The sequence below is a fragment of the Streptomyces humidus genome, assembly GCF_014649655.1.
Lineage (GTDB): Bacteria > Actinomycetota > Actinomycetes > Streptomycetales > Streptomycetaceae > Streptomyces > Streptomyces humidus.
On the sequence record NZ_BMTL01000032.1, the window covers coordinates 101,517 to 115,365 of the forward strand.

At 68.9% G+C, this 13,849-nt stretch carries 11 protein-coding genes; 7 read left to right on the plus strand and 4 right to left on the minus strand.

The annotated features are described in order from the left end of the window. Positions 1-31 precede the first annotated feature (31 nt). Entirely contained in the window at positions 32-2,212 is a 2,181-nt protein-coding gene (locus IE239_RS31530; RefSeq protein WP_190152852.1) for a DEAD/DEAH box helicase, read from the minus strand. A 631-nt stretch (positions 2,213-2,843) separates the two neighbouring features. Here IE239_RS31530 and IE239_RS31535 point away from each other — a divergent pair. The 5 genes from IE239_RS31535 to IE239_RS31555 all read left to right on the plus strand — a co-directional run bounded on the left by IE239_RS31535 (position 2,844) and on the right by IE239_RS31555 (position 8,823). Then, entirely contained in the window at positions 2,844-3,113 is a 270-nt protein-coding gene (locus IE239_RS31535; protein ID WP_190152853.1) for a type II toxin-antitoxin system Phd/YefM family antitoxin, read from the plus strand. Beyond that, a complete protein-coding gene (locus IE239_RS31540) occupies positions 3,106-3,369 on the plus strand; it encodes a type II toxin-antitoxin system RelE family toxin (RefSeq protein WP_190152854.1) in 264 nt (87 codons plus the stop codon). Before IE239_RS31535 ends, IE239_RS31540 begins: the two co-directional genes overlap by 8 nt. 343 nt (positions 3,370-3,712) lie before the next feature. Further along, positions 3,713-4,093 carry a CPCC family cysteine-rich protein gene (locus IE239_RS31545; protein WP_190152855.1) on the plus strand — a complete coding sequence of 127 codons (381 nt, stop codon included), beginning with the start codon at positions 3,713-3,715 and terminating at the stop codon, positions 4,091-4,093. A 555-nt stretch (positions 4,094-4,648) separates the two neighbouring features. After that, positions 4,649-7,894: a P-loop NTPase gene (locus tag IE239_RS31550; RefSeq protein ID WP_190152856.1), complete on the plus strand. Its 3,246-nt coding sequence runs from the start codon at positions 4,649-4,651 to the stop codon at positions 7,892-7,894. Next, positions 7,891-8,823 (plus strand): hypothetical protein, encoded by a 933-nt coding sequence (locus IE239_RS31555; protein WP_190152857.1) that lies wholly within the window; start codon positions 7,891-7,893, stop codon positions 8,821-8,823. The genes IE239_RS31550 and IE239_RS31555 overlap by 4 nt, the downstream gene beginning before the upstream one ends. Positions 8,824-8,867: 44 nt before the next feature. On the opposite strand, the gene IE239_RS31560 is transcribed toward IE239_RS31555, so the two are convergent. Further along, a complete protein-coding gene (locus IE239_RS31560) occupies positions 8,868-9,398 on the minus strand; it encodes an NUDIX domain-containing protein (RefSeq protein WP_190152858.1) in 531 nt (176 codons plus the stop codon). 1 nt (position 9,399) lies between these two features. Then, a complete protein-coding gene (locus IE239_RS31565; RefSeq protein ID WP_491591154.1) occupies positions 9,400-10,497 on the minus strand; it encodes an NsdA family TPR-like regulatory protein in 1,098 nt (365 codons plus the stop codon). 37 nt (positions 10,498-10,534) lie between these two features. On the opposite strand from IE239_RS31565, the gene IE239_RS31570 reads away from it, so the two are divergent. Continuing rightward, positions 10,535-11,614: a tyrosine-type recombinase/integrase gene (locus tag IE239_RS31570; protein ID WP_229878428.1), complete on the plus strand. Its 1,080-nt coding sequence runs from the start codon at positions 10,535-10,537 to the stop codon at positions 11,612-11,614. A gap of 108 nt (positions 11,615-11,722) precedes the next feature. Here IE239_RS31570 and ychF read toward each other — a convergent pair whose 3' ends face one another. Continuing rightward, positions 11,723-12,811 (minus strand): redox-regulated ATPase YchF, encoded by a 1,089-nt coding sequence (gene ychF / locus IE239_RS31575; RefSeq protein ID WP_190152859.1) that lies wholly within the window; start codon positions 12,809-12,811, stop codon positions 11,723-11,725. A 196-nt stretch (positions 12,812-13,007) separates the two neighbouring features. On the opposite strand from ychF, the gene IE239_RS31580 reads away from it, so the two are divergent. Beyond that, positions 13,008-13,619 (plus strand): DUF6542 domain-containing protein, encoded by a 612-nt coding sequence (locus IE239_RS31580; RefSeq protein ID WP_373308175.1) that lies wholly within the window; start codon positions 13,008-13,010, stop codon positions 13,617-13,619. Positions 13,620-13,849: the final 230 nt, after the last annotated feature.

Here is a 13,849-nt window from a genome sequence, read left to right on the forward strand (position 1 = left end):
GGGGGCGTCCCCGCAGCGCGACCGACGGCGTCTACGCGGATGCCGTGGGCCTCGCGTCCGTCATGCCCAGGCGCGCCTGCTCCTCCTCGACGATCCGGCGGGCCAGCTCCGTGTCCGAGACGTCGATCGCGTCCGGGGTGGCCTCGGCGACGGCGCTGCGGCGGGCGTAGGCGTCGAACAGGCGGGTCTTCTCCTCCAGCATCCTCACCATGCGCTCGTCCACTCCCCCGGTGGCGAGAAGACGATGCACGTGAACCGACCTGACCTGGCCCATGCGGTGGGCCCGGGCCACTGCCTGGTGTTCGATGGTCGGCTTGATCTGCGGCTCACAGATGACGACGACGGAGGCGGCCTGCATGTTCAGGCCGACGCCGGCCGCCTGGATCTGGGCCAGGAGCACCGCCGGTCCCGGGATCCCGCCGAAGTCGTCGACGATCTGCTGCCGCCGTCCGGCCGGGACGCTGCCGGTGAGCGGACCGAGCACCGGGGCGCCGGCGGCGGGATCCGCGGCGAGCGCCGCCCTCACCACGCCCAGGACGTCCTTGAAGTTGGAGAAGACCACCGTCTTCTGCCCGTTCTCGGCGGCCTCCTGAACGATCTCGCGGAGCCGGTCCAGCTTGGCCGACTTCTCGGGGCGCAGGTACGCGGCCCTGCGCATCGCCATGAAGTTGCCCGCGCGGACGGCTTCGCGGTACGCCTCCTCGTCCGACGCGCTCAACTCCTCCCACTCGTCGGTCTGCTGAAGACTCGGGAGTTCCGTCAGCACGTCTTCCTGGTTGCGCCTCAGGTAGACCGGGGCGACGGCCTTGCGGAAGGCGACCGATCCCGCCAGGGCGTCCCGCTCGCCGAGGGAGTCCGCCACCCCCGCGTCGAGCATCTGGACCAGGTTGCGGAACTCCACGACCCGGTTCTCCATCGGGGTCCCGGTCATGAAGAGGCCGCGCTCACACCGCTCGGTCCACAGGGCGACCGTCTGCGACCGCTTGGTCTTCGGGTTCTTCACGGAGTGCGCCTCGTCGACGACGAGCAGTCCGATCTCCCCGCCGCCCGGCGCCGGGAATCCGCGCAGTGCGTCGAACGTGGTCACCGCGACCCCGCCCCGCCCCTTCCAGTCGGCGAACGCGTGGTGCCGGTCGGGGCCGTGGAGCACCGTGACGCGAAGGGCACTGCGGGCCTCGATCTCCCGGGTCCAGTTCACGAGAACGCTCGCCGGGCAGACGACCATGAAATGGCTCTGCCCCTCGGCGGCCAGGTGTGCCAGCACGGCGATCGCCTGGATGGTCTTCCCGAGACCCATCTCGTCGCCGAGTATCACCTTGCGCTGCGCGAGGACGAACCGCGCGCCGAACGCCTGGTAGCCGCGCAGGGAGACCCGCCGGTGCGTGTCGTCGAGCTGTTGTGTCCGTACCCGCTCGGCGATCTCCTCCGGCAGGAACCCCTCGGCGGCCGCCGCGTCCGGCAGCCGCCCGGAGATCTCGGCGAGCAGGCTGTAGTACTCCGCGGAGCGGAGTTCGAAGTCCACCCAGGCCGCGACGTCGGACGAGGAACCGCGCAGTAGGTCCACCGAGGCCTGTGCGAACAGTTCAGGCAGGCCGGCCTGCTCCGCCTCGTCCACCAGTGAGCGGATCTCGGCGGCCGCCGCCAGCGCACGGGCCTTCTTCTCCTGGCCGGCAAGGAGCATCCTGAAACGCCCCGCGGCGGGTCTGGCGTCGGCCAGCAACGGGGCGAGCCGTTCCGACAGGGCTGCGGCCCGGTCCACCGCGCGGCGGGCGTCGGGCCCGGCTTCCACCAGCACGTGCAGCGCCATGACGAGCGCGGTGGTGCTCGGCTCCGGCCGGTCCATGTCGATGTGGACGGCCACCGTCTCGTGCACCGCTTCGGACAGCCGGTTGGCGGCGGCAAGGATCTGGTCGACGGTGCGCTGCCCGACGCCGGGTATCTGCCGCAGCCGGTAGGGGCCCGCTTCGAGAACACGGCCCACCGTGGCCAGGCCGCTCTTCTCGACGCTCCCCAGCCGCAGGCGTCCTTCGGTGACGTCCTGCAGCCGGGCGACGGGGATGGCGTCGAGCTCCCGCGTGACCGCGGCGGAGTGAATCGGCTCGAGCGCCGCCCGCACCGCCTCGACCGCCCTGCCGTGGTCACCGGCCACTGCCTGCGCCGCCTCGTACAGCCGCGCTCCCCTCGCGACCGTGTCCCGCTCGCCACGACCCACGCGCCCCGCCCTTCTCTCACCGTCCCCGCATCCTCCCACCCCCCGCTCCGTACCCGGCCGGGACGCCCGCCCGGGTCCGGACAAGATGCCGATGCCCCGTCGGAGGAGGGCGCCTGACCAGTACTTCCGCAGGTCAGAGGTCCTCTGCGGGCGATCTCCCGGATGCGGGAGAAGTCGGCGCGAATCCGTCGGACCCGCAGGAGCCGTTCACCACCCCTCGACGCCGCCTTCGCCGTCATCGCCCGCGACGCACTCCGACCGGTCACCGTCCTCACGTCCGACTCCGGGGATCTGACACTCCCGTGCGGCCCTGACGCGGAAGTCATCAAGGCATCAAGGTCTGAGGCGGTGCCACTGCCCGCCGACCAGATCTGCCACTGCACCTCGTCACGGGCGTCGACGCCCCGCGGCGACATGCTCAGCCCGACCCGCCGACAAGCGGGTCGGGCGCAGTCCCTTGACGAGGCGTCAGAAGTTGAACCGGCAGGCCGAATGCAGAGCTGTCACCTGAGGAAACACACTCTTTGAAGATCGCATCCAGCACAGATCCAGCACAGTGGCGGTTCACCCGGCATCTCCGGGCGATGGTGAGCCTTTGTGTACACATGAGACACCCGGTACGCTTGGGCACATGACGCAGTCGCTGCCCGTAGAGTCCATCCGCGATGTCCGGGCACACCTGGCCGAGGTCGTGGAACGAGCCGACCGTGACGACGTACCCACGGTGATCACGCGCCGAGGCAAGGAGGTGGCTGCCGTGGTGTCCATCGACGTGCTCCGGAAATACCAGGAGTGGGAAGAGCGCGAGATCAACCGGATCATCGACGAGCGCATGGCCGACCCAGCACCCGGCATCCCGATCGAGGACATCATGAGGGAGACGCTGGCGCGCAGTGAGTGAGTACCGCACCGTCTTCCGGCCCGAGGCTCAGGCCGAACTCCGCAAGGTCCCGCGAGACATGGCCCTCCGCATCCTGGCCAAGTTGACCGAGCTGGAGAGTGACCCTCTGGGGTTCAACACCACCGCCCTCGTCTCCCAACCCGACCGCCGCCGCCTACGCGTGGGCGACTACCGCGTGATCTACACGATCGACAACGGCGAGCTGGTGGTGTGGGTCGTGCACATCGGGCATCGCTCCACCGTGTACCACACCTGACTACGCCTGACGTCGAGTCAGAAGATCCAGCACCGATCCAGCACGGGATGGACGAAGGGGCCGGCCTCTCGCGAGCCCGACCCCTCCTGAACTGTATGTTTGCCACGTTGAGCAACGTGGTGTTACGTGATCTGCTCAGACGTTGAAGCGGGATTGCCTGCGGACCGATCCTGACCTGCGGCGGAGCCCCCTCCGGGGCTCTGACCTGGGATTTTATCGTTGGCGCGCGTTGGCTCCCGACAGCCATTTACGGGTGTCCTGCGGACTGGCTGCGGACTGGCCAGGGGTGCCGTGGCAGAGAAATCCATGGCACGCTGGCGGGACCTGCAAGGAGACTGCGCAGGTGAGCGCCCCCTACCCCTGCCCGTGCTGCGGGCACCGCGTGCTGGGCACGATGCCCGGCTCGTACGAGATCTGCCCCATCTGCTTCTGGGAGGACGACGGGGTCCAGTTCCGCTGGCCGACCATGGCCGGAGGGGCGAACAAGGTCTCCCTGATCGAGGCCAAGCGCAACTATCAGGACTTCGGCGCATGCGACCAGCACGGCCGGCGGTACGTCCGTCCGCCGGCCGAGGACGAGCCGCTCGACCCCGCCTGGCGCCCCATCGACCTGACACGCGACTCCTTCGAGGACTGGGCAGCCGAGGACCGCGCCCCGTGGCCCGACGACCACTCGGTGCTCTGCTGGGGGCTGCCCACCTTCTGGCGGCGCGATCACCCATGACCACTCACATCGAGAGACTCATCCAGCAACTCGACGACTCGACCGGCCCGTCGTACAACGCCCGCGCAGAACTGATCGGCATCGGCTCCGACCCCATCCCCGCCCTTGTCGACGGACTGTCCTCCCTCGACGGCTTCGGGCAGCTGACCGCCATCGAGGTCTTCGAGTCTGCCCCTCAACTTTCCTACTCTGAGGCAGAATTACCGCTGCACGCTGCGACTGCGTCCAGCAGCACACCTGCACAGTCTTGGAGACGTCATGCACGTGGGAAATCAGGCTCTGCTCGAACGCTTGGACCGTGGGCCGTGTTTCCTGCTGCTCGGCCAACGCTACCTGTCGATCGAGACCGGCTCCGACCCCCTGGCTGGCCCACTGGCCAGGGCTCTGGGGGTCAATGAGCCTCAGCAGAGTGTTTACCGAGCGGTGCTCGGTCTCGCCCCAGGTCAGCGTCAGGCTGCGGCCAAGGCGCTGACCGAGGCCGGGCGTGCGCTGGTGCTACCGCCCCCTGTGCGGACCACTCTGGAGTTCCCCTGGAATGGGGTACTCTCCTCAGCCGTGGACCCGGCGTGGCGAGCGGGCCTGCAGCGTGAGTGGCGAACCATTCAGCAGATCGTCCCGCAGCGCGATCGGACCCGGGTCTCGCGCAATGCCTTCGACGTCCAGGCGCTCATGCTCTTCGGCGGAGTGGACCAGCCCGCCGACGACCAGCCTCCCGCGACCAGACCCGAGCTGACCCGCCGCCGGGCGATCGCGGCCGAGGCGCTCGGCCGTGTGGTGTCCGACGCTCTCACCCCCAGAGGGCTTCTGGTGATCGAGGGCTGGGGTCTCGACGACTGGCTCACCCCCGAAACGCTGTACGCACAGATCTGCGACGCCGTGCCGGGCCAGGTGCACCTGTTCTCGGCCACCGACGAGATCGTCGCGGACGACCACATCCAGGAGGCCATCGATCTTCAGGTTCTCGTCCCGCACCGGGAATCCTTCGCGTCGGTCGTGGTCGAGGCCCGCAGTACGGGCCGACTGAGCGAGGAACGTCCGGCGACGGCACTCACCCGGGCCCTGCGCATAGGTGACCGGCTCCTGACGATGGACCGGAGCCGGTGGCAGCGCATCCTGCCGCACGCCCGTCCCATGGACGTCGACCTGCTCGACGATCCGCCCGCCGAATCGTCCGAGCGCCGATACCAGAAGTTTCGGGAGTTCCTCGGCACGAGCGACGGCTCCCCGGCGTGGTGGGCCCATGCCCGGGGGCTGTCGTTCGAGCGGTCCTTCGAGCAGGCTCTTTCGGACCTCGTGGAGCAGTCCGCCGGCGCCCGGGAGCAGAGGGGCCCGCTCCTGGTCGTCGGACAGTCCGGCACGGGCAAGAGCGTCGCGCTGGCCCGGCTGGCCTTCCAGACCGCACGCAGCGGACGACGCGTCGTACTGCACATCCCCAGGCGCTCGACCCGACCTGAGTACGAGGCACTCGACGACTTCTGTCTCTGGGCCGAGGAACAGGCGGGCGGTAACACTCTGATCGTCTGGGACGGCATGATCGAGCCGCAGGAGTATCAACGGCTCTTCGACTATCTGCGCAGCCGCGGCCGGAAGGTCGTCGTCGTGGGCAGCTGCTACTGGGACGCGGACCTCTTCGCCGGCCCCCACAAGCGCAGACAGCGGCCCTCTGGGAAGTCCTCGCCAGCCAACTCCCGTTACGTACCCGGGCGGGACTTCATCCAGGCCCCCGCGACACTCGCTGGCAAGGAGCTGCAGCGCTTCCTGCGCTACCTGGGGGATTTCGACGTCCGGCTCAAGCCCGGTGACGAGCAGGCCGTATCGCGCGACGGGTCGTTCCTCGCGGCACTGTACCGGCTGCTGCCCGAGGTGCACGGCTCGCTGTCCAGCGGGCTGGCCCTGGAGCTGCGCCGGTCGGAACATCTGCTCAACACGGCCGCGCGCACCCGTATGGACTTCCGGGCGAACAGCGCCATGGCGGACGCACTCGAAAGAGCCGGACTGCTGCACGGTCTGGAGGTGGTTCTGGACCACAACGGCGACACCCTGGCCTCCGCGGAGAACGACCCCTACGAACGGCTGCTGGGCCTAGTTCTGCTGATTCACAGTCACGGTCTTCGCATGCCTCTCGAGTTGGCCCTGCGGACCATCGGCCGCGACGGTGTACGCAACCTCCCCGACCTGCTCAGCGGCATAGACATCATCCGCTGGGACGAGGACGAAGTTGGCAACTATACCCTCGGCGGCCGCAACCAGCTGGAGGCCCGGCTGCTGACGCAGGCAAGGGGCTCGGGAAAGGGGCGGGAGGCATCCCAGATCGCCGAGGTCCTCGAACTCGTACGCCCCGACGCACGGGCACGGGGCGGCGGCCCCGAGATCGACTTCGCCCTTGAACTACTGACCCGCATCGGACCGCAGAGTGACCGCGACCAGCGCCTCTACGGGGCGCACTACCTCGAATTCGCCGACTCCGTCGCGGAACTGTGCATGCGCGTGGCCGACCCGGTGGTCCACGCCAGACTCACACACAAGGAAGTCAATCTGCGCCGGGAGTGGGCGGTTCGGGACCAGCGCCGGGAGGGTACCGACCCCGACATGCGCATGGCCGCTCTGGAGGCGGCTCAGGAAGCCGTCGACGAGGTTCTCCGCTCGGCAGAGGACGTGGGCCTGAGACCGCAGATCAGACTCAACCTCTACGTCGAGCAGGCCAGTGTGCGCGGCTCGCAGCTGTACGAACTTCTGCACTCGGACTCGGACGGCCGGCTGCCCTCTTCCCCGCCCTCCGAGGCGTACATCACCGACGAACTACAGGCCATTCAGCGAAGCGTGCAGTCCGCGCTGTCCTGTGAGGGGACGAACTACTACCCGGTCGACGTCCTGTGCTGGGTGTGCCTGAACACGCTCAAGGCTGGCGTCCTGTCCGACGAAGCCTCCGCCACCCTGCTCGGAAACTGTCTGTCGATGCTGACGGCGATCGACCCGGACACGCTCGACCCACGCCAGGCGGCCCGCTACCACAGCAAGTTCGAGGAGATCGCGACCCTGGCCGGGGACACGGTGCTGGCCGAACAGCAGCTCAAGAAGCTCGAAGCGTACGACGAGCCACTGGCCGCCTTCTTCTACGCCCTCAAGGTGAGCGGCTTCCTGCAGAAGAACCCCCAGCAGGAGAGTGCCCGGCGGGCGCTGGAGCATCTCCGCGAGCGGCCGGACCGGCTCCAGGACGAGAGGTGCATCCGTCTCGCGGTGGATCTGCTGTGGTTCGCACGGACGGGCGAGCGGTTCATGTCCGGCGAGCGCCAGACTCTGCCTCTGGACGGCGCGGCCTGGCAGGAATGCCTGGATCTCACCGAACTGGCGACGATGCACGACGTGGTGAACTCACTACGCGTAATGTTCATGCGGGCGCTGGCCTTGTTCCACCTGGGCAGGGTCGAACACGCGCTGGACGCCTTCCGGGAGTTGGACCGCCTGTCCTTCGAACAGCGCGACCGCAGGCGTGTCATCAACGTCTACGTGGCGAGTTCCGAGGACGGCATGCCCAGAGTGTTCCGCGCCCGGGTGCTGCGGGTGGACTCGGACTCCCGGAGCGGTCGCTGCTGGGTCGAGGACTACCAGCGGGAGTTTCCCTTCGACCCGGTCAATTTCGGTGCGGACCAGGCGATCGTCGGCCGGACGTTCGACGCCTACGTGGTGTTCAACATGCGTGGCCCCTGGCTCGAGCCCCCACGGGAGCCCGGAGAACGGCGCGGCCCCACGCTTCTCGGTCCCGCCGGGGAGCGTCACCACGAGGCGAGGGGGGTCCAGTGACGACGCCACCTGCCGTTGCGCCGGAGGCCGCCTGGAACCGGATGACCCGGTTGCACATGGATCTGGACCGGCTGACCCGCCGTCTCCTCGAACGGCAAGCAGGCATGGACGTCAGCCTCCCGCCGCCGGACTTCTCTCATCCACAGACTGCGTTCTTCGCCACGACCGTCTGGACGAGTGCGTGGTACAAGGAAGCATGGTCGGTGAGCCACGGCTGGCTGGAATCCCAGGCGAAGGCTCTGGGGCACACGGTGCCCGACGCGAAGTTTGTCCATGTGCTGGGGCGGCTGCGTACCTTCCTCGTCCACCACGTCGACCGAAGTCGACCCAAGGACGAGAAGACGGAGAAGACCTGCGTCGAGTGGTTCGAGGCAGCGTGCGGATCGGCAGTACCGCACGCTGCCGACGAGTGGCACGAGTGTCTGGCACGATTGCTCGCTCAGAATGAGGCGCACACTCAGTTCGTCTTCGACACCGCCAAGTCGGTGGAACGGAGCGCCAATCGGGACACTCTTGTCGACCAGTGGCGCTCGGTTCTCGAGCGACGGGACTATCCGAGATACCAGCGCAGCCTCCAGGAGGCTGCCGGCGATCTGGGGCTTGAACGGCTCGATGACCGGCAGCTCAATGGCATCCACGACCAGTACCGGGCCCGCTGGGAGAAGGCGATCTCCCAGCTGCCGCACGAAGCTGATTTCACTAGTGCCATGCGGCTCATGGCCGAGTGGGCCCTCCTCGCCGACACTGGTAGATCACTTGCCGTGGGCGCGGCCGGTGTAATACGCACGCTCGGTCTGCCACCGGGGGTGAAGGTGGCTCAGGCACTGCGGCTCGCTCAGTTGCTCCACGAGATCCACCCGGACGACACCACCGACGAGCTGCTGCGCCGCCTGTCCTGGCACTGGAAGGGGTTGTTCACTCCCATGTGAGCCTCTCCACGCCAGCCGCCCATCTTCTGTGCCGGGATTAAGGCTCAGACCCATCCGCTAAGAGAAACGAGGTGTCCGCCAGACAAGTACTGACGGAGAGCGCTGGCTGTGGTGTCCACGAACGCTTGGGGGATGGCGTCGGCGTCGACCCAGCGAACCTGGGAGTGCTTGCGGGGTTCGCGGTTTTCGGGTTCGCCGGTCCAGTCGTGGGCGGCGAAGACGACCGTGAGGAAGCCGTTGGGGGCTTCGACGCCCCAGGCACCGTGGATGATGTGGGCGACCTTGAGGGACTCGGGCTTCACGGTGAGGCCCGTCTCCTCGTAAAGCTCGCGCACCGCAGTTTCGGTGATGGGTTCGCCTGGCTCGCTCTTGCCGACGGGGAGGTCCCACAGTCCCTGAGCGAACTTCGCGTTCTCGCTGCGCTGGAGGAGGACGACGCGGTTGGTGGCCTTGTCGTGGACGATGACGGCCGCGACCAGCAGGGTCATCGATTCGAGCGCCGGCTTGAGGGCCTTGGGCTGGTCGTCGGTCTGCTGGGTCACGGTGTTCCCTTCGTCGGGCGGGTTGTTGGGCATGTTAGGCGAGGGCCTCGCGGGTGCGGCGGGCGAGATCGGCGGCACCGGGCACCCTGCGCCGCTGGTAGACCGCGAGCGTGGAGCGGATTGAGGTGATTGCCTTACGGGTCCGGTCGGAGGTCATGCCCGCCATGAGGACCAGGGCCTGGGTCCAGGCGGCAACCGCCTCGTCGGCGCGGGCCTGAGCGGCGAGGCTGTCGCCGAGATCTGCGTAGGTGAGGGCGTGGACGCGCTTGTACTTCTCGGGGTCCCAGCGGGTGAGGGCGTCGCGGTGCTGCTGTTCGGTGCCGATGTGGTCGGCAAGGTCGGTCAGGGTACGGGCGGTGTGGCTTGCCACAGTGCCGGCGGCGGGTCCGCTGACGCGGGAGTAGCTGGGCTGGGGGCCGTCGTCCCGTAGGAGTGCGTCCTCGGCAGCGAGCAGGGCGCGTGCGGCCGACGGGTTCTCGTCGGTGGCGGCGTAGGCGCGGGCGTGGGTGATGTGGAGGAGGGCCTCGGTCTGGCCGTCGACGTGGCCGAGACCCGTGCGTAGGGCGCCTTCGACGAGGTCGACGCAGTGGTGGGGCTGTTTGAGGCTCAGGGCTTGGTGGGCGAGGGCGCGCATCATCCAGGCGGCGTGGCCATGGGGGTCGGCTTCGCAGGCGAGCTTGAAGCCGACCTGGTAGTAGCGCTGGGTGGCGCCTTCCTGGCCGAGGTCGTGGTGCTTCCACCCTGCGAGGTAGGCGAGTTCGGCGACGGCGCCGAAGGCGGCCCGACGTAAGGCTTCGCTGGGGAAGCGTCCGCGCAGCATGGGGGCGGCTGTGTCGGCGAGGTACGCGGTGACGGTGGTCAGGCCGTGCCCGCCGCCGAGGCGCTCGTCGGCCGCACTGAAGGCCGCGGTGATCTGCCGTACGACTTCCACGTCCTCCATGCCGACCAGGGACGTGCCGGTGCGGGCGCGGAGCATGCGGGTGGTGGCTTCGTGGTCGTATCCGAGCGGCATAGCGACGCCGGCGGTGGTGAAGGCTGCGATGGCGAGGAAGCGGCGGTGCTCGACGTCGGCCCGGCCGGCGACATTGAGGACGGCGGCCACTACTGACAACCGACACGAAGGAGAGGCCACTTGGCCAACAGTCAGAAGCGCCCCAACGGCAAATGGCGTGCTCGCTACCGCGACCTCGACGGCAAGGAGCACGCGCGCCACTTCGACCGCAAGGTCGACGCAACGGTGGATCGACGAGGTCACGGCTAGCCTGGTCACCGGTCAGTATGTCGACCCGCGATCGGCGAAGAAGCCCTTCAAGGAGTACGCGGAGGAGTGGCGAGCCATCCAGCCCCACCGGCCTTCCACGGCCAAGGCGGTGGCCCAGCACCTGCGCTGCTACGTCTACCCGGCCTGGGAGAAGCGGGCACTCGGCGCCATCAAGCCCGGTGACGTACAGAGCTGGATCACCAGCCTGACGACCACCCACAAGCTCGCCGCGAGCACGTCCCGCACCGTCTTCAACACGGTCAACGCCGTCTTTCGCGCGGCGGTCCGCGACCGCATGATCCCCCACAACCCCTGCACCGACGCGAAGCTGCCCTCAGTGCCCCGGAAGAAGGTGGTACCGCTCGCGGTCGAGCAGGTGCGGACGCTGGCCGAGGAGATACCCCGGCGCTACAAGGGCCTGGTCCTGCTGGGCGCTTCCACAGGGCTCCGCCCCGGCGAGCTCTTCGGCCTCCAGCTCCGGCACGTAGATCTGCTGCACGCGACCGTCTCGGTCGAACAGCAGATCCAGCAGACCGCCAAGCACGGCGTGTACGTCGGCCCGCCCAAGACCGCCCGCTCGCACCGCACGGTCCCGCTCCCCCGCATGGCGGTGGATGCGATGAAGGCCCACCTGCGGGACTTCCCCGCCGATGGGCCCGAGGGCTGGATCTTCACGGCGCCTCAGGGCGGACCCGTGGTCTACACGCACTTCATGGACGGGTCCTGGCGGCCCGCCTGCGCGAAGGCCGGCATACCAAAGGGCACCGGACCCCACGCCCTCCGGCACCACTACGCCAGCCTGCTGATCAAGCACGGCGAGTCCGTGAAGACGGTCTCCGAGCGCCTCGGCCACACCAACGCGGCCATGACGCTGAACATTTACACCCATCTGTGGCCCGACTCCGAGGAGCGGACCCGGGCCGCCGTCGACAAGGCGTACGCGGACCAGTCGGCCGATGCCCAGCCACAGGTCGACGAAGCGGCGTAACCGCTCCCCCGCGTGCCGGACTCATCCAGCACGCTGCGGACTCTGCGCGGACCGCAAAGGCCGCCCAACCCGCTCCGCCGCAGGTCAGACGGCCTTTCGCCACACGTGTTAGACGTTGAAGCGGAACTCCACCACGTCGCCGTCCTGCATCACGTAGTCCTTGCCCTCCATGCGGGCCTTGCCCTTGGCGCGGGCCTCGGCGACCGAGCCGGTGTCCACCAGGTCGGCGAAGGAGATGACCTCCGCCTTGATGAAGCCCTTCTGGAAGTCGGTGTGGATGACGCCGGCGGCCTCGGGGGCGGTGGCCCCCTTCTTGATCGTCCAGGCGCGGGACTCCTTGGGGCCGGCCGTGAGGTACGTCTGCAGGCCGAGGGTGTTGAAGCCGACGCGGGCGAGGGTGGCCAGGCCGGGCTCGTCGGCGCCGACCGACTCCAGGAGCTCCATGGCGTCGTCCTCGTCCAGCTCGGCGAGGTCCGCCTCCAGCTTGGCGTTGAGGAAGATCGCCTCCGCGGGGGCGACCAGGGTGCGCTGCTCGGCCTTGAAGTCCTCGTCCACCAGTTCGTCCTCGTCGACGTTGAAGACGTAGAGGAACGGCTTGGTGGTGAGCAGATGCAGGTCGTGCAGGAGCTCCTCGTTGCCGGAGCCCTGGACGATGCCCGCGGAGAAGAGGGTGTCGCCCCTCTCCAGGATCTCCTTCGCCGCCTCGACCGCCGCGACCTTGGACACGACGTCCTTCTTGATCCGCGACTCCTTCTGGAGGCGGGGCAGGACCTTCTCGATGGTCTGCAGGTCGGCGAGGATCAGCTCGGTGTTGATCGTCTCGATGTCGTCCTTGGGCGAGACCTTGCCGTCGACGTGGACGACGTTCTCGTCCTTGAAGGCACGGATGACCTGGCAGATCGCGTCGGACTCACGGATGTTCGCCAGGAACTTGTTGCCCAGGCCCTCACCCTCGGAGGCGCCCTTCACGATGCCCGCGATGTCGACGAAGTCGACGGTCGCCGGGAGGATCCGCTGCGAGCCGAAGATCTCGGCCAGCTTGGTCAGGCGGGCGTCCGGGACGCCGACGACGCCGACGTTCGGCTCGATCGTGGCGAACGGGTAGTTGGCCGCCAGCACGTCGTTCTTGGTCAGGGCGTTGAACAGGGTCGACTTGCCGACATTCGGCAGACCGACGATTCCGATCGTGAGCGACACGTTGCGACTTCCCGTGGTGAGAGGGCCAAAGGGCCCGTTCCCGGAGTGAGAGGGCCAGGGCCAGAGGGCTGACCGGTCCCCCAGTTTACGGCGTGGCCGGTCCCGGCCCGGCGGCCCTGTCGAACGGATGGCCAAGCATCGCCGCACGGCGTGTCCGACACCCGATTCAGCACATAAACCGACCTAGGTTGGTCCGGTGGAGCAACACAGGACGCGCGCCCCGAACCAGGGCACCCCGAACCAAAGCACCCCGAACCAAGGCACCCGGTCCGGCGGGCAGCCTCTGCCGCCCCAGGCCGACCGGGAGGGAAAGCGCAGACCGCCGCGTCCGGCGACGAGGCCCACACCCCCCGCCGGGCGGCGGCCGGCTCCGATGGCTCCGGCGCCCCCGGTCGGGCCGGAGACCCGGCGGCGGCTGCCGAACCCGCGGCTCACCGGCTTGGGCGGGGGACTGTTCAGCGGGGCGCTGATGTTCGTGCTCGGATGCCTGGACCAGCTGCTGTTCGGGGCCTCGCTGACGGTGTACGGCGTCCTGTTCCTGCCGGTGTGCGTGCTCACCGGCCTCTGGGTGCGCGGGGCCGAGCTGCTCGCCGCCCCGGTGGTCGTGCCGATCGCGTTCGCGGTCGGGCTGCTGCCCGTGGCCAAGGGCGGCGACGGGGCCGGGGAGCGGCTGGCGGGGCTGGTCACGGCGCTGGCCACGCAGGTCGGCTGGCTGTACGGGGGCACCCTGCTGGCCGGACTGATCATCCTGGTTCGTGGTCTGCACCGAGCAGCTGCCCGTCGCCGGGCCGAGGCGTCACGCCACTGACCGCCGCTGACCGCCGCACGGGGCCGCGGGCCCGCAGAAGAGCGCTTCAGCCGCGGGCCTCAAGCGCCGTAGGCCGAGAGCCGGAGAGCACAAGGACCCGAGGGCAGAGACGCCGGAGGCGCGAGCGCCGGTGGCCGGTGGCCGGTGGCCGGTGGCCGGTGGCCGGTGGCCGGTGGCCGGTGGCCGGTGGCCGGTGGCCGGTGGCCGGTGGCCGGTGGCCGGTGGCCGGT

What these genes read in the sequence shown, in the direction of transcription:
- IE239_RS31535 (WP_190152853.1), top strand. Translation starts at nt 2,844, where the DNA reads ATGACGCAGTCGCTGCCCGTAGAGTCCATCCGCGATGTCCGGGCACAC.
- IE239_RS31560 (WP_190152858.1), bottom strand. Translation starts at nt 9,398, where the DNA reads ATGCCCAACAACCCGCCCGACGAAGGGAACACCGTGACCCAGCAGACC.